This is a genomic window from Salmonella sp. GDC200615 (assembly GCF_050574145.1).
Taxonomy (GTDB): Bacteria; Pseudomonadota; Gammaproteobacteria; order Enterobacterales; family Enterobacteriaceae; genus Salmonella; species Salmonella enterica.
Genome location: NZ_CP192247.1, coordinates 1,251,359 through 1,274,149, shown reverse-complemented (window position 1 = coordinate 1,274,149; position 22,791 = coordinate 1,251,359). Strand labels below are relative to the sequence as shown.

Sequence of the window (22,791 nt, the reverse complement as noted above, 5' to 3'; positions counted from 1 at the left end):
TACCGGAACAGCGCCAGCTACAAGGGATACCCAGGTTGGGCGCCGCAAAGCGTCACCCAACATTCAAACGCGCTCCCGGCCCCATTCCCCATTCACTACGGCACCCGGCACGAGCCTAAGCCTGAGGTCGTCGCTTTTTCACGAGTACAGGTTGTCTGGCCGGTCGTTTCGTTAAATGAACAGTAGTACTTATTGCTTTGACCTTCATCTTGCGACACATAGTCCCAGGATGATGTCGTCGGCCATTGCAACGTGCCGATAACGCTCTGCAACGCTTTCAGATCGTCCAGCGAGGCTATATTTTCCTGCGATCCGCAAAGATGCGTCAACGACGTTTCCACGTGTTCGGACTGATAATAATAGTTCGTCCCCCAGATTTCATTATTAAACGGCCAGGTATCCCGGGGCGCGGCAGAGAGCTCGGCTTTCAGGTACGGGCGGCGCAGCGTAACGCCGTTCACCTGCACGGTATCCGGCATATGACCCCAGTATGACGCATACGGCGTGTCCGGGCTGGTTTGTACCGTAAAGATTGCATCTACGCTCGCCGCCTCATCAAATTGATTCGCAAGCGCCGCCGTGACAGACGTTTTTAACCCCAGCGATTTATCCTGAGTTAACGTAAACCGCAACTTACCGTCATCGCCGGTGAAGCCAGACCATTTTGTGCTGAGGCCATTCTGGTTATTAAACGCCATTGCCGTACCCGCAGGTGCAACCGGCGTCAGCATCATATTCGCAGGCGAAGTTGTAAACGGAACCGGCTCGCCAATCACGCCTGGTTCAATGTATTGCTTATCCACCGCACCGCGCGAATAAGCGTAATCACGCGTCAACAGTACGGCCACCCCGGCCTGCGGCTGCCCGGCGTCGTTAGTCACCGTTACCGTCATCGGTATCGTTTCGCCTTTTTTCGCCACGGCCGCCGATTTATCGGCGTTCCATGCGTCGGAAGAGAGCGCGATATTCAGCCCGCTGCGCGATGTTGTCAGGCAGAGTTGTAAGTAGTAGTTACCCGGGTTTTCCGACATGCTGTAGTTTTTCCCCGTCTTGAGATCTTTATACTGCCAGTAAAGGGTTGAGCCTTTCAGCAGGCTATCCCCCGCCCACCACCGCTTCCCGACGGGCAATCCAATATCGGTCGCCACCTTGCCGCTTGGGTGATCGTTGTACAGCGCAGTGAAATCATCTATCGCAGCCATCTGGTTCATCGGACACCCGCCGTAATTGCCGGTATTAAAACTATTCACCATGAGCCAGTTCTCATTGGTTTCGAAATATGTATCCGTGTGCGCCTCCGATGAGGGCTCGCCTGCCACCAGCGGGCGCTTAAACTCCGCACCGTTGCTGGCGGTGAAGGTCTCCGGCATATGGCCGTACATGTTGGCCTTGTCGCTGTCCGGGCTGGTGAGGACGGTGAACACCACCGGCAGCGATGAGGTCGCCGTCGGCGTATCGTTCAGATTCGCGGTCAGCTGGTTTTTCAACCCTATGCCGCCGGGTTCGGCAAGCGTCAGGGCCAGCGTACCATCCGCGCCGGTCAGAACCGATGTGGCATAGTAAAACTGTTGCTGCGCACCGGTGAGCGGCGTCACCGTCATGTTGGTGCCGTTAGTGGCTACAAATTTATTATAGTCGGTGTTGCGCGCCTTCCCGGCGTCGCGTTTAAGCGAAAAAGTCGCATAAGGCACCGGGTTGCCCATCGCATCGGTAGTGGTGATGAGTAGCGGGATCGACTCGCTGTTTTTCGCCTTCACCGCCTGAATAGCGTCATCCATCGCCTGCGGGGAGGTGAGGGTAATCTGCGTGGCCTGCGGCAGCGGCGTCGTGGCGCAAATTTGATACTGCCAGGCAGTGCTGGTCGCGCTGTTTTCTGACCGACGCGAACCATCAGCCAGATCGACTGCGTAATAGAAGTCAAGTTTTGCCCCGCTGGAAAATGACGTCGAGTTCGATCCGCTCCAGTAAGAATAGTAGACCGGCCAGCCCTGGGCGGTATTTATCGTTCGGCTCGGGTATTTGCTGTAGAGCGAATCCAGCGCCTCAACGGCAGGGTAATAGCCCGCCGCGCAACGGGCCGGATTGGCCCCTTCACTGGCTGGCCCATGAAAAACCGCCCAGGTTTCGTTGGTTTCTTGCTTAGACGCAGTATTGTCCGTACTGGACAGCTCAGCGTACAGCAGCGGGCGCTGGTACACCGCGCCATCCGCCGCCGTCAGCGATGGCGCCATATGCCCCCACATGCGGGCGACGCTGACATCCGGGCTGGTGACGACGGTAAAGATAGTGTCGATGCTGGCACTCACGGCGGCATTTTCATACAGCGTCGCGTTAATCGCGGTGCGGGTGCCGTGGGTGTCCGGGCGGGTGACGCTGATGATACGGGTGCCGTCAGTGCCGGTCTGCGACCCCATTTTGGTGGTGGTCCATGCCAGCGATTCGCCGTCGATCACCACGGGCGTCACGATGCCTTGCAGATCGTCACCGTCCTGAGCGGTATACTTTTCGCCCCGGCGATCGTAACCGTCGCCGCGGGTGAGCACAAACGGCGCTTCCGGGATCGGGTTGCCGCTGGCGTCCTTCACCGTCACCTTGAGCTGCATCGTCTCGCCCTTTTTCACTTTGACCGCGTGGACGTCGCTGCCGTCGTACCACTGCGACGGATTGACCGGTTCAATGGTGATGGACGCCGCCACCGGGTTATCGCTGGCCAGGCAGCTGGCGTAAATCGAGACGTTGCTGTTGGCAAATTCACTGCCGTTCGTCAGCGCGATCAGTTTCCAGGTGGTGGCGCTCTGGTAGGTGGACGACCAGTAGTTAAGATAGGTCGGCCAGCCGTGCTCGCTTTCCATCTGTCCGCCCGCATGTTCGCTGTACAAATGCGCCAGCGACGACTGATCCGGCACCTGGCCGACACCGCACTGCGCGGTGGCCGACGCCACGGAGTTAAACGTCGCCCACTCTTCGTTATTTTCGCTGAATTGGCCGTCTTTATGGCTGGCCTCCACCGCCAGCAGCGGACGTTTGTACAGGTTGCCCGCGTCCACCACGCCGCGCATATGGCCCCACATGTTGGCGCCGTCCACGTCCGGGCTGGTGACCACGGTGAAAATTACGCTAAAGGACAGCTCGACGTTGCCGCCTTCGTCGTCCGGCATCACGATGCGGATGGGCGTTTCGACGCCCAGGCCGCTGTTATGTTTTAACGTCAGGTGCGCCTGGCCGTTGACGTCAGTCACGCCGGTATAGTGCTCCGGCGACGAGGCGCTCATACCTTCGGAATCAACGGTGACCCGCAGGTTATCCCATGCGTCCTGATGTTCCCCTTTGCGGTTTTTCGCCGGGTCGATAAACAGCTCCATGTAGCGGTAAGGCAGCGGTTTTTGCGTGTCCCGGTCAACTACGGTCATCGTCAGATCAATCGACTCCCCCACCTGCGCTTTATACGGTCCTTGTGGGGAGAGAGTAATCTGCGGGTGCGCCGCAGGCTGGGCTTTATCCACACAACTGACCAGCAGCGTGTCGCTGTCGGCGGCCCTGACGACCGATGCGCTGTTCATATGTACGGCAGCGTGGTAGCCGCTCATCTGATCTTTGGTCGACGACCAGTATTCGGCATCGTCCGTCGCCGGCCAGCCGGTGTACGTTGCCAGCGTGCTGTGCTCATGTCGCATCTGCACCAGTTGTTCGGCGTCCGGCAGAATATTGCAATGGTTATCGGCGCCGTTCCAGTCGAACAGCGCCCAGGTTTCGTTGGTATCGACGACGCTTTTGTCAGCGCCGCTCGCTTCCGCCGCCAGCTTCGGGCGGGTGAAGGTGTAGGTTATACCGTTCAGCGTCGCGGTAGCGCTCTCTATCATGTGGCCGTACATACTGGCCTTATCGCTGTCTGGACTGGTGATGGTGGTGAAAATGACGTCGACATTGTCGGTCAGCGTGGGATAGTTTTGCGAAGAGACGATAAGTCGCGTTTTTACCCCCGGACCGTTCTCTTGCGTTACCACCACCGTGGCGTTGCCCTGCCCGTCCGTTACACCATGATATTCTGTTTGCGCAGTCGTTAACTCGGTATTGCCAACGCGCACCGGGTTAGCGTTATTGACCACACCCTGGCGATTTATTGCATCCTCGCGACGGATCACAAACGGCGCATTGATCGCAGGTTCGCCATCACACGCTTTGGTGGTGACAGTAAGAGTAATACTTTCTCCGACCTTAACTTTCGATGCTTCAAAACTGGCATCGACATGATCGCCGCTCACAGAAACAGGGTCGCTCACCGCTGGTTTGATATTCAGCGCCACTTTCGGGCTTAACAGCGGAATGGTCGCATAATTCGGCACCCCGGTACGCGTAAAGAGCCACAGCGCGGGAACGTTGGTTTCATCTTCCACCTGCGCCCAGGCCACCAGCTGTCGCCCGGCGGGGTTTTGGGCGCAAAAGGTCAGGTTCGGAACCGGCTGCGGCGAGAGCGGCGTGTCGGGCGTGGCGGCATCGGCCCATACCAGGCCCATGGCGGGCGGCTGGCGGTTTTCCCAGGCGATGGTGGGCGGATCGCTAAAGAGATCGCCTTCGGTATCGGTGGAATTGACCGCCCGCATCGAGGTTGAGGTAGCATCCGCGCTAAAATCGCGCGGCATGGCGCTGAATTCAATATCGTGGGTTTTGCTCGGGTCAAGCAGCGTACTTCCCTGGTAAAGGGGGATAATAGCGCCGTCGGCCAGCGGCGCGGTTCCGTTAACCGCACCGGTGACTGAGTTCAGCTCTTGCCAGGTTCCGCCCTTCAATAGCGCCTGCGCAGGTGCGATCGACACTGCAAACATGATCAGTAATGTCAGTAAGAAATGTACAACTTTATTCACTTGCCGATTCCTGTCCATGAGAGATAGCCACCCGTTTTCATTCTCTGTCGTAATTCAACCCACTTTGCTTAGCGCGCGGCTAAGCAAAGTGCGCGGAAAATACCACTCCCCGCGGGGAGTGGTATGTTGAGGACAACTTATTTGCGTTTGTAGTCGATGGACAGACCAAAGCCCTGGACACCGTCGCTACCCACGGTAACGCCGCCTTCCGCACCCTCGAACGCCTCTTTCGCTTCGGCGTTGGTAAGCGGGATGACAAGGTCTTTATCGTTCCAGTTTTCGTTGACGATACCACCAGTACCGGTACCTGCAATTTTACTGGTGCCGACGAATTTCCAGCGGTAGTCATACTGGTCGGTAACGTTTTCACCGGCATCATAGGTGCCGTTGCCGTTTTTATCGCTCCACAGCAATACCTGATAGGTAGTATTCGTTTTGAGTGTCATCCCTGAATTCTTCAACAGGTTGGTATTCGAATCTTTCTCATGAATAACCACATGGACGTTTTCATCCACCACCGGACCTTCCGGAATTTCGTCATCATCCGAACCACCGCCCGCATCGGTCGACAAGTCTTTCAACAGCAGTTCGGTTGCCACGGCAGGGTCACCGGTGGTAGTGGTTGGCGTGATTTTGATACCGATATAACGATCCGCATCAGCGGCCTGGATTTCATAACTGTCACCAGTACCAAGATCTTTGGGGTCGCTGCCATTCTGATCGCTAAAGCTCACCCATTTCACGGTGGCTTTAGTTGCCGTGTTGTCGGTGTCCAGGTCGCCTTCCGTATCGCCAATCGCCCAGTTCACCGTGACCTTATCGCCAACGTGGAACTGCTTATCGCCTTCGGTCACAATTTTACGATCGCCGCGATCGATAGTTACCGTTACGTGATCTTTGTCGGTATCCGCAGTTTTATCCGCCGCACGGGTAATCCACGGCACCGTACCCTGAATGGTGCCCGTCTGTTCAGAGACAATCTGCCACTGCCCCGATTTCAGATTACCGTTTGCCGCCACCGCTGGCGCGGCGCAATACCCGGCAACTACTAATGCTAAAGCGACCTTCGTCAGCCGCCGTTTTACTGTTGCTTGCATTCAGACTCTCCTTTTTCTCAAAATTCAGCGGCTGGCTGGTCAGCCACAACGCTGACGCTATTTCTGACTATACGTAACGCGTATGCCGTAACCCTGAACGCCATCTTCCACATTGGCGGCAAACTTCTGCGCCGCCTCTTTATTGGTTACTGGCAGGACAAGATCTTCATTCATGGTGTTGGCCAGCGCGCCGGTATGTCCGTTTGTACTCTGCCCGGTAAACTCCCACTGGTAGTCGTACAGCGCCATCTCTTCTTCCGTGAGCTGCTCGGACATCTGGAATACGCCGTCTTTATTTTTGTCGCGCCACAGCAGGAAACGGTAAGCATTATTGACCGTAGGGTGCTTATCTTCTTTGCCGATAAGGTTGACAGGGTTGGCGGCTTTGACCTGATAAATCACCGCATTCAGCGCGCTCAGGTTGTCGCCGATAAAAGTGACATCAACGTAGTTACTGTCGCCATAGGCGTCTGCTTTCGCCTTCCAGCGGAAAGTCCCCGGCAGGGTGCTGGAAAGCGTCACCGTCCCCGCTTCTTTGTCACGACTGGCAATAAACACGCAGGGGGTTTCCGTGGTGCAGGGCGTCTGGGCCAGGGTGACTTTTTTATCATTGCTGTCGTACAACACGGGCGTCATGGCATCGTCCACCAGTTCGTTACCATTGCGATCCGTGGAGTCGCCAAAGGAATCGGTGATCAGCAGATCCATCACCACGCCGTCTTCGCCATCGGCCAGCGCGCTGGCTTCATGGCTGTGATCGCTGCGATCGGTATCGGCAATGTTGTCGACGATCAGCTCAATTTTGCGATCCTGCTGGACGGTGATTTCCACCACGCCGGAGTTCTGCTTATTGCCCTTTTCATCTTCCAGCGTCATGCGTACTTTCCAGGTGTTCAGGGCGGTGCGCTGCTCTTCGGTATCGGCATTAACCCAGGCAGGAAGCACCAGATTCCAGCTGTTATTGTTGCCTTCGGTTAACGCATTAGCTTTTACCACCGGCATCACCAGCGTACGGGCGGCGTTGTTTTTCGCCTGCCAGGAGGCAGAAATAATTTTGTAATGGTGGTTAATCAGCGCGTTGACCGTCCACTTACATTTCTCCAGCCCCACCGCGGCCTCAGGCGTATCTTCAATCACGCATTCCGGGTGTTCGTTGGTGGCGTCAGCCTTCAGCCACAACGTGACGTCCAGCGGATCTTTCTCACGATATTCGAGAATGATGAAATTGTTACGATCGACAAAATCGGTGCGGCTGCCCATTAAGGAGTGCTGAATTTTAACGTTTTCCGGATCGAGCTGCGCCGCCAGCGGCGTGCCTATCTGGTAGTTCACGGTCGCGTTAACGCTAAAGTCGTTACTATCGCCAGTACCGGCTTTGTAATCCGTACCAACCGTGACCAGCGGTACCGGCGTATATTCCAGCCCCAAAGTGACGGCATGAGGATCTTTTTGCAGATTATCGGTGCCAAACAGCGCTACTTCATCGCCGTAGTACTGTTCGTAAACTAATTTAGCGCCAAGCTGCGGATAAAACGGCAGCCAGCTTTCCATGCGGATATCCCAGCCGCGCGCGGGTCGTTCTTCATAAAAGTCGAAATCTTCGGAGTCTTTCCAGTCAGAAAGAGGATGGTAATAGTTGCCGGAGAATTTCAGGTAATCCGTCCAGGCTTCGGTTCCCAGACCTAATCGACGGTGACCGCGCGTAAAATCGTAGTCATAGAATGCGTTGCCGCCAAGCAGCCAGTTGCCGACGTTCTGGCGAACGCCAAGCCCAAAGTTACCAATGGTGCGGTCTTCCTTACGCTGAGCCGAAATCTGGCTAAAGAAAAGCGTGCTCTGGTTGTCATACCAGGGAATAAAATAATCCAGCGAACTGCCGTCCAGATCGCCGCCTTCGCCCACGGACAGGCTGGTACGGATCTTGCCATAAGGTGACATTACACCTTCAAGATATGACTGTGCTGAGGAAGTGATTTGGTTTTGCAAATAGCTACGCGCCTGGGATTCCAGCGCTTCCGGGGTGAGATTATCAAAGCCCTGGGTGGCGGAATTAATAAAGTAGTCAGCGCCCTGTTCTTTAAAGGACTTTCCTTTATTTTCCTGTTCTTCTTTTTTCGCGGATTCGCTGGCTAAATCAGGCAGGGAGGAGTGGCTTTCATCATTTGCAGATGCAGAGTTATCTGCGCCAGAAGCCGCAACTGAGACTCCAGACACTAATAGCAAAACCAGAATGCGAATCCTTCGCACCATATGATATCCCTGTCGTTAAATAAACACGCCTCTATGAAAAGATATTATATGGATGATTCAGATGGAATCATAACTAACAGGCCTAAATATATTCCTAAAAAGAAAAGTTTAATATGAAACAGATTTATAATATTGATATAATAAATAAAAAGAAAGCTGTTATTTATTTCTAATATTAATTTTCGGGAATAATATTCCCTATAAATAGTTGAATCAATAAAAAGAATAAAATAACCGCCGGGCAGGATACTATGCTGATATTACGGGAGTATCGAATAACGCTTTTGCCCTTAGCCGGATAAGACGTCGGCGCCTCTGCTCTGCGGCGCAACGTCGACAGCGGTTTTATTGATCGGAAATGACGAAATTAACCCGTTTTTTTGAAATTAAACCATGACCGTTCTGGCAAAAATAGTCCACTGCGCCGCAGGCTTTCAAAACCTGTAACGGCTGGCGGCAGTCAGGACAAAGTGCCTGTAACGAGAAATCTTTAGCGCATGTCTCGCAATGCGCAGTATCGCCATTGCGCTCCAGCGCGTGATGGCAAACGGGGCAGGTTATTTCCATAACATTCTCCTCAGGCGCATGACTCACTTTTACTTGAAAGGCCTGATAGCGCAGCGCTTGTCAGGCCTGGAATATTACTGAAAAAGCATTACTTGCTTTTCTTGATATGTTTCATCAGACGCTTACGTTTGCGCATTTGCGTTGGCGTCAGTGTGTTACGCTTGTTCGCATACGGGTTCTCCCCTTCTTTAAACTGAATGCGAATCGGCGTCCCCATCACTTCCAACGACTTGCGGAAGTAGTTCATCAGATAGCGCTTATAGGAGTCTGGCAGATCTTTTACCTGGTTGCCGTGAATAACCACAATCGGCGGGTTATAGCCGCCAGCGTGGGCATATTTCAGTTTCACACGGCGACCGCGCACCAGCGGCGGCTGATGATCTTCCACCGCCATCGTCATGATACGGGTCAGCATCGCAGTGCTCACCCGGCGAGTGGAACTGTCGTAAGCCTCGCGTACGGACTCAAACAGGTTGCCGACACCGCTGCCGTGTAGCGCAGAGATAAAATGAACGCGGGCAAAATCAATAAAGCCCAGACGGAAATCCAGCGTCTCTTTCACCTGCTCTTTGACTTCCTGGCTCAGGCCATCCCATTTGTTGACTACGATAACGAGTGAGCGCCCACTATTGAGGATAAAGCCCAGCAGAGACAAATCCTGGTCGGAGATCCCCTCGCGCGCATCGATAACCAACAGTACGACGTTAGCGTCTTCAATCGCCTGCAACGTTTTAATCACCGAGAACTTTTCTACCGCATCGGTGATTTTTCCGCGCTTACGCACCCCTGCCGTGTCAATCAGCACATATTCCCGTTCGTCGCGTTCCATCGGGATATAAATGCTGTCGCGAGTGGTGCCCGGCATGTCGTATACCACCACGCGCTCTTCGCCGAGAATACGGTTAGTGAGTGTGGACTTACCTACGTTCGGGCGACCGACAATCGCCAGCTTTATCGGCAGGCTTTGCGGGTCAAAATCATCTTCCGGCGCTTCTTCACCATTTTGTTCCACCTCGAACTGCGCCCAGTATTCCGCGTCTTCATCCACCTCTTCCTGCGGCGCGACATCATCCATCCACGGCAGAAGCACATGTTCCAGCAGGCTCAATACGCCGCGACCATGTGAGGCGGCGATAGGGTAAATTTCGCCTAATCCCAGCGAGTAAAAATCGACAACCGCCTGATCGGGATCGAGACCATCCGTTTTATTCGCCACCAGGAAGGTCGGTTTTTCACGGGAACGCAGATGTTTGGCAATCGCTTCATCCGCCGGCATCAGGCCAGCGCGCGCATCTACCATGAATAACACCACATCCGCTTCTTCAATCGCCAGCAGCGACTGTTCCGCCATCCGCGTTTCGACGCCGTCTTCGGTGCCGTCAATACCGCCAGTGTCGATACAGATAAACTCGCGGCCTTCAACCTCCGCACGACCGTACTTACGGTCACGAGTCAGACCCGGGAAATCCGCAACCAGCGCATCTCGGGTGCGGGTCAGACGGTTAAATAGCGTGGATTTTCCGACGTTAGGGCGCCCGACAAGCGCGACCACAGGTACCATGTTTAAAGCCTCATTTAAAAAATCATCAGACAACGCGCGTCATTTTTACGCCGTTGTTAAAAACAGGAAAACGGCCCCTACACCAGGAGCCGTTTTTTAAAACACACAACCGTGACGATTAACGCGTAATCGCGTAGACCGTACCGTCTTTGGCCTGGATGAGCAGTTTACCATCCGCCACCGTCGGTTCGGTCAGAAAACCGGAACTGTCTACTTTTTGTTGGGCCACAAAACGCCCGTCATCAACATTAATCCAGTGCAGATAACCTTCGCTATCGCCGACGACTAAATCACCATTATACAGCACCGGGGAGGTCAGCAAACGGTGCAGCAAATCGCTTTGCGTCCACAGCGTTACGCCGCCGTCAGTGGTCAGCGCCAGCACGCGATCGTTCTGATCGACCAGGTAGATACGGTCTCCGTCGACGATAAAGTCATTGACCGAACCCAGCTCGCGTTTCCACATAATCTGACCACTGCGCAGATCCAGCGCCGTTAAGTTACCATTATACGCCAACGCGTAAACGACGCCGTTTACCACAACCGGCGTGGTATCGACGTCGCTCAGACGGTCAATTTCCGTTGGGCCAGTGGCCTGGGAGATACGCTGCTGCCAAATCATCTGCCCTTGTTGCATCAGCACGGCGCTGACGCGGCCATTATCACCACCAACGATAGCCGCGCCGAACGCGGTTGCCGGCGCAGATTCGCCGCGCAGCGACAGCGAAGGCATATCCAGGTTCACCGTCCATTTAATTGCGCCATCCGCCTGATTTAGCGCCTGCAACTGACCGTTGCTGGTATGGATAAGAACGATTCCATCACTGACAACCGGACGAGACAACGCTTCGCCTGCGACCTTCGTCTGCCATGCTGTGGTACCGTCGCTGGTATTCAGCGCATAAACCTCGGCCTTTTCACTGCCGATATAGACGTGACCGCCCGCGACAGTGACGCCGCCGGACAACAACGCGGACGAACGAGAGAACCAGCCGTCTTTCTCGCCCAGATTCACAGACCAGATCTCTTTGCCATCATCCGCATTGAGCGCTTTTACCACGCCCGCGCGATCGGCTGCATAGACCACGTTATCTGCCATTACCGGATGAAGGTTAGAATAAAATTCGCCAATTCCGTTACCGACAGAGGTGCTCCAGACAGTGGTCGGGGTAAACTGGTTTTCAACCTGCGGTAATGGAGACATCTTGACGACATCTTCTTCGCCGCTAAACAGTGAACAGCCGCTGAGCAGGGTAACGGAAAGCAACCCTGGCAGAAGTAATTTACGCAATTGCATCGGGTCCCTCTCAGATGGACAAATTATTGATTTTCATCTGCATCATTTCGCTCAACGCCGGAGAAGCATCGCTATTGACGCCCGCTTCCCATGCGCTGCGCGCGCCTTTTTTATCACCCTTACTCAGCAACGCTTCGCCGCGCAAATCAGCGACAATGGCTGTCCATCCTTCGCCTTTAACGGCATCCAGAGTTTTCAGCGCGGCGTCGGCTTGCTTAAGCTGCAACTGAACGCGAGCGAGACGCAGATTAATCACCGCTTTGAGATTTTCATCGCTGGTGGCCGCCAACCCCTGCTGCAACTGGGCTTCGGCTTTTTTAAGTTCATTCTTATCCACAAACTGCTGCGCCAGTTCCATAGACGCCAGCGCACCATAGGTGTTTTTATTCTCAGCCGCGAATTTTTCAGCGGCGGGAATGCTATCCGGCTTATCGGCGCTTACCGCCGTCACCGCATTTTGATACGCCAGAGAAGCAGCACGCGCGGACTCCGTCTGATGGCTGCTCCAGTAACGCCAGCCAACCAGCGCGCCAACCCCTAAAATCACTCCGACAGCCAGCGCTTTGCCGTTTTCGGCAAAGAAGCGTTTAATCGCATCCACCTGGTCGTGTTCGTTCTCGTAAATTTCCACGCTGTCCTTCTCCTTAGCCCAATAAAGTGCGCAAATGCGCGGCGACGCTGTCCTGCGCCACTGCCGTTTGCTCACCGGAGCGCAAATCCTTCACTACAACAGTCCCATCGGCGACTTCAGATTCGCCAAGAACCAGTGCAATACGGGCGCCCCACTTATCGGCGCGGGCAAACTGTTTCTTAAAGTTGCCGCCGCCGTGGTTTGTCATTAGCTTCACGCCTGGCATTTCATCGCGCAGCCGCTCCGCCAGCGTCATTGCCGCAGACTGCGTTTGTGCGCCGGCAGCTACCAGGTATATATCGACAACAGGAGAGGCAATAAATTCCGGATTAACTGCCTGAACTAACAAAACAAGTCGTTCCAGGCCCATCGCAAAGCCCACTGCCGGGGTAGCGCGACCGCCCAGTTGTTCCACCAGACCGTCATAACGACCACCCGCACAGACGGTGCCTTGTGACCCCAGACTGTTTGTTACCCATTCAAATACGGTGCGGTTGTAGTAATCCAGACCGCGTACCAGACGCTGGTTGACGGTGTAGGCAATCCCCGCCGCGTCCAGCAATTTACACAGGCCGGCAAAGTGCTCGCGTGAATCGTCATCGAGATAGTCGCCGAGAGCGGGCGCGTCGTTGAGCAGCGCCTGCACGTCCGGATTTTTTGAATCCAGCACGCGCAGCGGATTGGTATACATACGGCGTTTGCAGTCTTCGTCCAGCGTCTCTTGATGCTGTTCGAGGAACGCGACCAGCGCATCGCGATAGTTCGCACGCGCCTCTAAGGAACCAATAGAGTTCAGCTCCAGGCTAACGTGTTCAGAGATGCCCAGCGCGCGCCACCAGCGTGCGGTCAGCATAATCAGTTCCGCGTCGATATCCGGGCCTTGTAAGCCAAAGACTTCGGCACCTAGCTGGTGGAACTGACGGTAGCGGCCTTTTTGCGGACGCTCATGACGGAACATCGGCCCGATATACCACAAACGCTGTTCCTGATTGTACAGGAGACCATGTTCGATGCCGGCGCGTACACAGCCCGCCGTACCTTCAGGGCGCAATGTCAGGCTATCGCCGTTGCGATCCTCAAAGGTGTACATCTCTTTTTCAACCACGTCAGTAACTTCACCGATCGCACGTTTGAATAACGGGGTCTGCTCTACAATCGGCAAGCGGATTTCACTGTAACCGTAGCTGCCGAGCACGTTTTTGAGTGTGCCTTCAATGCGCTGCCAGATGGCGGTTTCGCCAGGCAGATAATCGTTCATGCCGCGAATGGCTTGAATGTTTTTTGCCACGTTTATTCTCTTTCTGAATATAAAAATGAACCCTCAGCGCTTCCCCGAACGAACCGGGAGCCATGCGGGTTCAATCATACACGGGAAGCGCGCCGCTTCCCATCACGTTCTTATTTTTCAACCTGCAGCACGTCAATCCGACGCGCTTCATCAAGTTGACTTGCTTTCGCGCGAATACGGGATTCAAGCTGCGCGATCATATCGTCGTTATCGAGTCTGTCCTTACGCACGCCGTCTTCATACAGGCCGCTTTTCTTATTGCCGCCCGTCACGCCCAGCGTCGATACCAGCGCTTCGCCCGGCCCGTTCACTACGCAACCGATGATCGAGACGTCCATCGGGGTGATGATATCTTCCAGACGCTGCTCCAGCGCGTTCACCGTGCCGATAACGTCGAACTCCTGGCGAGAACAGGTCGGGCAGGCGATGAAATTGATGCCGCGCGCGCGAATGCGCAGCGACTTCAGAATATCGAAACCGACTTTGATCTCTTCCACCGGGTCGGCCGCCAACGATACGCGCAGCGTGTCGCCGATACCTTCCGATAACAGCAGACCTAAACCGATCGCCGACTTGACCGCCCCGCTACGCGCGCCGCCCGCTTCGGTGATCCCCAGATGCAGCGGCTGATCGATCTGTTTAGCCAACAAACGATAAGACTCAACGGCAAGGAATACATCGGACGCTTTTACGCTCACTTTGAACTGATCAAAGTTGAGACGATCGAGATGATCGACATGGCGCATGGCTGATTCCAGCAGCGCCTGCGGCGTCGGCTCACCGTATTTTTCCTGCAGATCTTTTTCCAGCGATCCGGCATTTACGCCTATACGAATAGGGATGTTTTTGTCGCGCGCGCAGTCCACCACCATGCGAATGCGTTCTTCGTTACCGATATTGCCGGGGTTGATACGCAAGCAGTCAACGCCGTATTCCGCTACTTTCAGCGCAATGCGGTAGTCGAAGTGAATATCGGCAACCAGCGGGACGTTAACCTGCTGTTTGATAAGCTTGAACGCTTCGGCGGCGTCCATGGTCGGTACAGAAACACGAACAATATCTGCGCCAACGCGTTCCAGCGCTTTGATCTGATTAACCGTCGCTTCCACGTCAGTGGTACGCGTGTTAGTCATCGACTGGACGGCGATGGGGGCGCCATCGCCAATCGGCACATTCCCAACGTAAATACGTGTCGATTTTCTACGTTGAATCGGAGCCTGCTTATGCATGAAAAATCTCCCGCGTTACCCGTCTGTTACTGCGCCGGTGTCGGTTCGGCATTAAGGGTCAGACGCGCAACCTGATTAGTTCTGATAAAGCGGCTCAGATCGACAGGTTTTCCTTGATACTGGATCTGCACCGCGGCCGGCGCGCCAATTTTAAGTTTATAAGGCGCCTGACCGGTTAGGTTTAAATTACCATCTTTACGCTGCATACCACTAAACAGCTTCTTACCCGTGGCGTCAGTGACTTCGAGCCAGCAGTCAGTGGTAAAATTCATCACCAGCGCGTTCGGATCGGCAGCAGGCGCCGCTACGCCAGCCTGACTGGTCGGCAGCGCGGACGGCGTCTCCGTTGCCGCTGGCGCGGCAGATGTCGCAGCCGTATCGACATTCGCCTGCGAAGGCGCGACTACCGTATTTTGCGTTGCCGCCGCCGTTGGCGCTGGCGTTTGCGTCGCCGCCGTCGAATCAACCGGCGTCGCAGGCGCCGGAGCCGTTTGCGCTGGCGTCGTATCCTGGCTTGTCACGGCACCGGTGTCCAGCGGTACGCTTTGGCCGCTGTCTTTATCTGCGTTCAGTCCAGCCGTGCTTTGATCGGCCATCGTCGTGATCTCTTCCTGATGCGCCTTGTGGTTCTGCCACCACCAGGCGCCGGTCAGCCCTACGACCACAAACAGTACCAGCCAGGTAAAAGACATTAACCAGCCGTCGCGTTTTTTACGACGCTTTCCTAATGAGAAACTCTGCATCGGGGCGACTTTAGCGGCGCGCAGCGGAGCTTGTTTTTCCAGCCCCGGCAGCAGTTCCTCTTCTGGAACATGCACCAGACGCGCATATGAGCGGATATATCCGCGCAGGAAGGTTGAAGCAAGATCGGACGGCTCCTTATCTTCTTCAATATCGCGTACCGTAGAAACCTTCAGGCAAAGTCGCTCAGCGACAGCCTGCTGGCTGAGTCCGAGTTGTTCACGGGCATTGCGCAGACGAACGCCGGTGGTTTGTGCTTCATTTTGGTCGTGCGTGGCTTCAGTATTCATTCGCTACAGCTACAGGTACGTGTAAATTAGGATTCAGGCGCCGACGAGCCGTAATGCCCGCCCACACCGCGAAACATCAGGTTAGTTAACCTTAGTCAGACAGTATAAGCCTGTCAGGCCGCAGATGACAAAACCGCTAAGACACAAGGCTAACCTCTTGTTGCACCATTACATACTGCCTTAAAGTCGACAAAAACGCACCGTTATTATTGACCAGACAAGTACAACGCCAGACATTATTCAACTGACATTGCGCCACGGTATAATGAATGCCCCGTGGCACAACTGCTATCAAATAGCCTTGATGTCAATCACCTCTCCCTGCATACGCTTACGCAGGGTACGTTTAGTACGGTCAATCACATCGCCTGCCAACTGTCCGCATGCCGCATCAATGTCATCGCCACGCGTCTTGCGTACGATGGTCGTGAAACCATAACTCATCAAAACTTTAGAAAAGCGATCGATACGGCTGTTAGAGCTGCGGCCATACGGCGCGCCAGGGAACGGGTTCCACGGAATCAGATTAATCTTACAAGGCGTCTCTTTTAGTAGCTCCGCCAGTTGATGCGCGTGTTCAGTGCCGTCGTTGACGTGGTCAAGCATCACGTATTCAATCGTCACGCGCCCCTGATTGGCGTTGGATTTCTCCAGATAGCGGCGAACCGCGCCCAGGAACGTTTCGATATTGTATTTTTTGTTGATCGGGACGATTTCGTCGCGAATAGTGTCATTCGGCGCATGTAAGGAGATAGCCAGCGCGACATCTATCATATCGCCCAGTTTATCCAGCGCAGGCACCACGCCTGACGTTGAGAGCGTGACACGACGTTTGGACAGGCCGAAACCAAAGTCATCGAGCATAATTTCCATCGCCGGTACGACATTGGTCAGGTTAAGCAATGGCTCGCCCATCCCCATCATGACCACGTTGGTGATCGGACGCTGGCCGGTGACTTTGGCCGCGCCGACGATTTTCGCCGCACGCCAGACCTGACCGATAATTTCCGATACGCGCAGGTTGCGGTTAAAGCCCTGCTGCGCAGTTGAACAAAACTTGCACTCCAGCGCGCATCCTACCTGTGAAGAGACACACAGCGTAGCGCGGTCGTCTTCCGGGATATAGACCGTTTCAACGCGCTGATCGCCGACAGCAATCGCCCACTTAATGGTGCCGTCTGAGGAACGCTGCTCTTCAACGACCTCCGGCGCGCGGATTTCCGCGACCTCTTTTAATTTGCCGCGCAACACTTTGTTGATGTCGGTCATCTCATCAAAATTATCGCAGCAATAGTGATACATCCATTTCATCACCTGATCGGCGCGGAAAGGCTTTTCACCTAAGTTTTTAAAAAACTCGCGCATCTGCTGACGGTTGAGATCCAGCAGGTTGATTTTTGTTTCGTTGTTAAGAACTACCGGGGTACTGCTTTCAGGTGTGACAATTTGTTCAGACATATGCTATTCCGGCCTCGTTATTACACGTTATGGCCCCTGGAGGGTTGAAAAAAGAAACGCCCCGGTAAGCATACTGCTCGTCCGGGGGCGCTGCATTGTACAAATTCTGGCGTAAGGATGCCACGTCTGCACGCGGCATTAGCAAAAATAATATTTGAACCGATAATTTACCGCCAACGCATTTACAGCGTGAAAGACGAAGGAGATTAACGGGTGCGCGGGCACACTTCGCCTTCACCGAAGAAAAAGGCGATTTCGCGCTGCGCGGATTCCAGCGAATCCGAACCGTGGGTGCCGTTTTCAGTTAAGCTATCAGCGTAGTCGGCGCGCAGCGTACCCGCCAACGCGTTCGCCGGATTGGTGGCGCCAAGCAGATCGCGGTGACGCTGTACCGCATTTTCACTTTCCAGCACGGATACCACGATAGGGCCAGAGGTCATGAACTCCACCAGACCGTCAAAGAACGGTTTGCCGTCGTGCTCAGCATAGAAGCCGCGCGCCTGCTCAACGGTCAGGTGCAGCATTTTAGTGCCAACAATTTTGAACCCTGCAGCTTCAAAGCGCGCAAAGATGCTGCCAATAACGTTTTTTGCCACCGCGTTGGGTTTAATGATGGAAAAAGTCCGTTCAATAGCCATGTTTACCTCTGAAATATGTTCTGTTGTTATGTCAGACGCGGATTATAAAGAGCATCCCATCAATTGCCTATGGATATAGGTAACATTTTTTTAAAATAAAATGAGCATTAGCAACAAAAGTTAAAGACGCACAGCAAACTCAGGGGACTGACACAGCACGCAGTGCGTGTGTTCAGGCGTGAGAGCATGGAAAGTACGTTTGCAGATGTCGCAGGTGAGCGTATGCGCCGCACTATGCCGCGTTGAGGCGGGTTCCACGTCAAACCGCAGCCGCAGCGCCTGATGCGGACATACCGCCGCACAGCCGCCGCATCCCGTACAACGCGCCGCCGCTATCGTCAGGGTATTGTCGTCAAACTGGATAACGTTCTCCGGGCAGCTTCGCCAGCAGGCGCCGCACATCCTGCACTCTTGCGGACTGATTTCGGGTACGCATTCGCTGAACGCGGAAAACGCCTGTCTGAGACGCCGTTTCCCCGGCTCGACGGCACACGGGGTAATGGCGTCGCGCGGAACATGAAACAGAGTGCGCCGCGAGGCGTTAATCTCCGCGCCGACAACGTGTTTGAAAGACCAGCCCGGCTCGCCGTAGCGGCGCAGCGCTAAATTTAGCCCCGCCAGCGCCATCAGCCACTGCGCCGATCGCTCCACCGCAATATCAATAAAGCGAATACCGTACTGGCTGTGCCAGAGAAGCAGTTCATCGACCGTTGGCGCCTGTAGCGAAAACGGCCCCACCAACGTATCCCCCTGCACAAAGCGTTTAACCGGTTTGATACCGGTAATGGCGTCAACAGGACAGACAAACAGACAGTCGCCACAGGCTATGCAGCGTGTCGTATCTATGCTGACCTGCCCCTGCGCCAGCGAAAACGCCTGCGCCGGACAAACATCGGCGCAAGCGCGGCAGGAAGAAAAACGAAAGCGACGACGGACGCAAGCCTGCGTCACGTCTACCGCCGGATCGATCGTCAGGTTAACCATCAGCCAATACTAAAGAAGACGTAGCGCAGCATAATCTCGCCGATAAGCAGCAATACGCTGCCCGCCACCAGAGTTCCTCTGGCGTTTCGCAGACCGCCTGCGGCAAAGCAGAGCATTCCCGCCGCTGAGACACACCAGCCGAGAAGATAGACGTCGCGCAACTGCGCCAGCGCCTGTAGCGGATGATGCGGGAAAGTGACGACCGTCGTATCCACTGCATTAATATCCGCCAGCCATAGCGGCTGCATGATCAGGCGAATCAGCACCATCAGTGCGACCACCACCACAGCGCAGCGCATTGCGGCGCCAGCGTTGCGCAGATAAGCCAGCGCAATGACTACCGAGCCGATAATGCCTGATGTACCAAAGAACAGCGCCAGCGTGTTGCTATGCTGCCAGGTCGCCACCGAGGCATGGATATAAACCTGCGCCATGCAGAATACATCCACCAGCCCGAACGCTGCCGCCAACGCCAGCAGCGGCTGCCAGCCTGGCTTTCGGAAAAACAGCAGCACAACCCCCAGTCCCAGCGCCGCCAGATAAAGGCTGGCAAAGACGATTTCGCGACTCAGCCACGAACTGGCGACATGACGTAACGCATTTAGCGCATTCAGGGGATAGCCCATGTGCAGCGCTGAAGCAAGCAGCCCTACGCAGGCCAGTACAAACGCCCCCGCCATCGCGGGAAGCGCGCCGCGTGCAGGCACGCGTCCCTCTACGGCGTACTGGCGGCCCAACGCCAGCCACACTGTCACACCCACAGACCCTTGCAAACAGAGCGTAAAAATCAGCAGCGGTAACTCATGCATGGCGTTTACCCTCTTTTTCTGCGCCCTGATGCGCTTTGACAACCAGATTAGGTTTGGTTATGGATGAATCTGGCAGCCCGTTAACGTCGCATACGCTACCGTACTTCGCGCGCAGTTCATCAATCGGAGCAAACTTGATGGCCTCCAGCGGACAGGTCGCAACACAGACGGGCGGTTCACCTTTCGCCAGTAAATCAACGCACATGTCGCACTTGGACATTTGGCCGGTCTGCTCGTTAAGCTGCGGCGCGCCGTAAGGGCAGGACCAAGCGCAATAGCCACAGCCGACGCATTTGTCGGTATCAACGCGCACGATGCCGTCGCCCGGGCGTTTATGCATAGCGGTAGTCGGGCAATTCTTGGTGCAGACAGGGTCCGCACAGTGATTGCAGGAAATAGAAAGCGTATAAGCAAATACGTTATTGCTGACCCCGCCCTGCCCGGTCGGGATGAAACTTCCGCCCTTGACTTCATAGACGCGGCGGAAACGACGGCCTACTTCCAGATTGTTTTTGTCTTTGCAGGCCACCTGGCAGGCTTTACAACCGGAGCAGCGTGAGGAGTCGATGAAAAACCCCAGTTGTTTATCGCTCACCGGCGGGTAATGTGTAAACTGACTCATGCTTTAGCCACCTCCACCAGCATGGTTTGATGTGAATTTCCCTTCGCCAGCGCGGTAATACGGGCCGAGCTGAGGACGTTCGCACAGCCGCCTTTATCAACGCCGTTTTCATCCGGCTGCCACCAGGCGCCAGCCTGCATTGCGACAGCGCCGGGAATAATGCGCGGCGTCACTTCCGCCGGGATTTCGCAAATCCCGCGTGAGTTATGAATACGCACCATGTCGCCATGCGTAATGCCGCGCTTTTGCGCATCCTGCGGGTTGATCCACAATGTCTGCTGCTGCACTTCAATCAGCCACGGGTTAGCGTATTGCGTTGAGTTGGCGCGGTTTTTTCCTTTCCACGTAATTAACTGGAGCGGAAAATCTTTCACCAGCGCATCCTCCGGGCCTTCATGCGCGGGAACGTAGTGCGACAACGCCGGGATTTCCGGATGCTGCATGTCGTACAGGCGCTTCGAGAAGATCTCTATTTTCCCTGACGGCGTCGGGAACGGATGATTGTCCGGATCGCGAATATTGTCTTCAAAGGCGATAAATGGCGCGCTTTTGAACAGATGCTGACGGGTCTTTTGCAGCGTGGCGAAATCCGGTAGATTTTCGTCCGGCATCGCCAGGCGCGTCTGTTCCCAGATGTGTTCAATCCACGCTTTCTCATCGCGCCCCTGGCTAAATTCGTTTTCAATGCCTAATTTCGCCGCCACCTCACGTAGCCAGTCGTAGTCGGAGCGCCGCTCAAATTCAGGCTCGATCAGTTTTTCAGAGAGTATCAGGTAGCTTGCCGTGCCCCAGGTTTCACCGATGTTCCAGCGTTCCATAAAGCTGGTTTCCGGCAGCAGTAGATCAGCGTATTTCGCGCTCGGCGTCATAAACAGATCGCTGGCGACAATAAACTGGATCTTTGATTCATCCTCCAGTACGCGTACCGCCTGGTGCAGATCGGGGTTCTGATTCGCCAGATAGTTCCCGGCCAGCGAGAACAGAATACGGATGTTACTGTCCAGCTTATCGGCATCTTTCAGCCCCATATCCGGCGTCACTTTGCTGGCGTCGTCTGCGGCCTGCACCCAGTTCATCACCGAAATTTTGGCTTTTACCGGGTTATCCGGCATCTCCGGACCCGCGGCAAATTTACGGTTAGCGCAGCCGCCATAACCCGCAGCCCAACCGCCTTTGATGCCGACATTACCGGTAATGGTCGCCAGTAGGGTCGAGCCGCGCGCGGTGCGCTCGCCGCAGTTGTGGCGCTGTGGTCCCCACCCCTGAATCAACGCGGCGGGTTTGGTATTCGCGTAATCACGCGCTAACTGGCGTATGGTTTGCGCCGGCACATGGGTGATCTTTTCCGCCCACTTGGGGGACTTAACGACACCGTCTTTGGCGCCGGTCAGATACGCCACCAGCGATTCGTTAGCCGGTACGCCTTCCGGCATTGAGTCTTCGTCAAAACCGATAGCGTAGCGCGCAATAAATGCGCGATCGTGCAGATTCTCGCTGATGATGACGTACATCATCGCGTCCATCAGCGCATTGTCGGTGGTGGGCAGCAGCGGGATCCACTGATCCGCCAGCGAGGAAACGGTGTCGGAATAGCGCGGATCGACCACGATAAACCGCGTACCGTTCTGCTTCATCTTCTGCAAGAAATAGTTGGTATGACCAAAAATGGTCTCCGTCGGGTTATGGCCCCACAGAATCACCAGTTTGGTGTCCAAAAGCGTATCCAGCGAACTGCCGCTGGCGGCAATGCCGTAAGTATAAGGCGTCGCGGCCGCCGTATTGCCCATACTCACAGAATGGTAGCTTTCGAGATAGCCGCCGGTCAGATTCAGCAGGCGACGCGCCATTTTATCGCCGGAAAAGGTGCCGCCGGAAACGGCGGTGCCAACATGAACATAGCGCGAAGCCGGGCCATATTTTTCAGTAATCGATTTTAAATTATCGGCGATTAAGGTTGTCGCTTCATCCCAGGAAATTCGCTCGAACTTTCCCTCACCGCGTTTTCCTACACGCTTCATGGGATATTTAAGTCTATCGGGGTGATAAACAAATTTACGGTATGCGCGTCCACGAACACAGGCACGCATCACCGGCATTTGCGCATCCAGCGCATTATCCGGTCGCGTTGAAATTCGCGTCACGATACCGTCACTAACATGCGCCCGAATATCGCATTTGCCCCCGCAGTCAAAAGTGCTGCATGTCTGAACGACTTTTTCCGCAGGCCTGTTTTCAGTGGCCGTCACAGCGCGCGCCTGAGCGGTAGCTGGCGAGGAGACAAACGGTAACGCAATAAGCGCGGAGCTGGCCTGGATAAAGTGGCGGCGAGAAATAGCGAGCTGTTCGCCATTTCCCTGGCTTTTTATATTTTTCATGATCCGACTCGTCAAATAAAAACCCATTCTCACGTTTTTAAGTGTTAGATCTCTTGATATTTATCAAGCTCCCTCATTAAGGGTAATTCCGG

At 54.8% G+C, this 22,791-nt stretch carries 16 protein-coding genes; all 16 read right to left on the bottom strand.

The features are described from left to right. Positions 1-95 precede the first annotated feature (95 nt). The 16 genes from ACQ29O_RS05890 to ACQ29O_RS05815 all read right to left on the bottom strand — a co-directional run bounded on the left by ACQ29O_RS05890 (position 96) and on the right by ACQ29O_RS05815 (position 22,699). Positions 96-4,880, bottom strand: a complete 4,785-nt coding sequence (locus ACQ29O_RS05890) for an adhesion domain-containing protein (protein WP_073938591.1) — start codon at positions 4,878-4,880, stop codon at positions 96-98. Positions 4,881-4,999: 119 nt separating this feature from the next. After that, positions 5,000-5,959, bottom strand: a complete 960-nt coding sequence (locus ACQ29O_RS05885; RefSeq protein WP_001149061.1) for a SinI family autotransporter-associated protein — start codon at positions 5,957-5,959, stop codon at positions 5,000-5,002. A gap of 57 nt (positions 5,960-6,016) precedes the next feature. Next, the gene (gene sinH, locus ACQ29O_RS05880; protein WP_000252220.1) at positions 6,017-8,209 is read right to left on the bottom strand and encodes an intimin-like inverse autotransporter SinH; all 2,193 of its coding nucleotides are present in this window, start codon (positions 8,207-8,209) and stop codon (positions 6,017-6,019) included. Positions 8,210-8,554: 345 nt separating this feature from the next. Next, positions 8,555-8,776, bottom strand: coding sequence for a zinc ribbon domain-containing protein (locus tag ACQ29O_RS05875; protein WP_000406466.1), 222 nt, complete (start codon positions 8,774-8,776; stop codon positions 8,555-8,557). A gap of 88 nt (positions 8,777-8,864) precedes the next feature. Further along, positions 8,865-10,337, bottom strand: coding sequence for a ribosome biogenesis GTPase Der (der, locus tag ACQ29O_RS05870; RefSeq protein WP_000249415.1), 1,473 nt, complete (start codon positions 10,335-10,337; stop codon positions 8,865-8,867). Between the two features lie 118 nt (positions 10,338-10,455). Further along, entirely contained in the window at positions 10,456-11,634 is a 1,179-nt protein-coding gene (bamB, locus tag ACQ29O_RS05865; protein WP_001177072.1) for an outer membrane protein assembly factor BamB, read from the bottom strand. Positions 11,635-11,644: 10 nt separating this feature from the next. Continuing rightward, a complete protein-coding gene (locus ACQ29O_RS05860) occupies positions 11,645-12,265 on the bottom strand; it encodes a YfgM family protein (RefSeq protein WP_000409190.1) in 621 nt (206 codons plus the stop codon). Between the two features lie 13 nt (positions 12,266-12,278). After that, positions 12,279-13,553 (bottom strand): histidine--tRNA ligase, encoded by a 1,275-nt coding sequence (gene hisS, locus ACQ29O_RS05855; protein WP_001107146.1) that lies wholly within the window; start codon positions 13,551-13,553, stop codon positions 12,279-12,281. 110 nt (positions 13,554-13,663) lie between these two features. Beyond that, entirely contained in the window at positions 13,664-14,782 is a 1,119-nt protein-coding gene (gene ispG / locus ACQ29O_RS05850) for a flavodoxin-dependent (E)-4-hydroxy-3-methylbut-2-enyl-diphosphate synthase (RefSeq protein WP_000549506.1), read from the bottom strand. A gap of 26 nt (positions 14,783-14,808) precedes the next feature. Further along, complete coding sequence (rodZ, locus tag ACQ29O_RS05845) at positions 14,809-15,813, bottom strand: cytoskeleton protein RodZ (protein ID WP_020936849.1); 1,005 nt, start codon at positions 15,811-15,813, stop codon at positions 14,809-14,811. 291 nt (positions 15,814-16,104) lie between these two features. Further along, positions 16,105-17,271, bottom strand: a complete 1,167-nt coding sequence (locus ACQ29O_RS05840) for a bifunctional tRNA (adenosine(37)-C2)-methyltransferase TrmG/ribosomal RNA large subunit methyltransferase RlmN (protein ID WP_000003206.1) — start codon at positions 17,269-17,271, stop codon at positions 16,105-16,107. A gap of 206 nt (positions 17,272-17,477) precedes the next feature. After that, positions 17,478-17,909: a nucleoside-diphosphate kinase gene (ndk, locus tag ACQ29O_RS05835; protein WP_000963846.1), complete on the bottom strand. Its 432-nt coding sequence runs from the start codon at positions 17,907-17,909 to the stop codon at positions 17,478-17,480. A gap of 120 nt (positions 17,910-18,029) precedes the next feature. After that, complete coding sequence (locus ACQ29O_RS05830; protein ID WP_000247780.1) at positions 18,030-18,893, bottom strand: 4Fe-4S binding protein; 864 nt, start codon at positions 18,891-18,893, stop codon at positions 18,030-18,032. Further along, the gene (locus ACQ29O_RS05825) at positions 18,893-19,702 is read right to left on the bottom strand and encodes a dimethyl sulfoxide reductase anchor subunit family protein (RefSeq protein WP_000544895.1); all 810 of its coding nucleotides are present in this window, start codon (positions 19,700-19,702) and stop codon (positions 18,893-18,895) included. Before ACQ29O_RS05825 ends, ACQ29O_RS05830 begins: the two co-directional genes overlap by 1 nt. Further along, positions 19,695-20,324, bottom strand: coding sequence for a DMSO/selenate family reductase complex B subunit (locus ACQ29O_RS05820; protein ID WP_000077435.1), 630 nt, complete (start codon positions 20,322-20,324; stop codon positions 19,695-19,697). The genes ACQ29O_RS05825 and ACQ29O_RS05820 overlap by 8 nt, the downstream gene beginning before the upstream one ends. Continuing rightward, complete coding sequence (locus ACQ29O_RS05815; RefSeq protein WP_024143569.1) at positions 20,321-22,699, bottom strand: DMSO/selenate family reductase complex A subunit; 2,379 nt, start codon at positions 22,697-22,699, stop codon at positions 20,321-20,323. The genes ACQ29O_RS05820 and ACQ29O_RS05815 overlap by 4 nt, the downstream gene beginning before the upstream one ends. Positions 22,700-22,791: the final 92 nt, after the last annotated feature.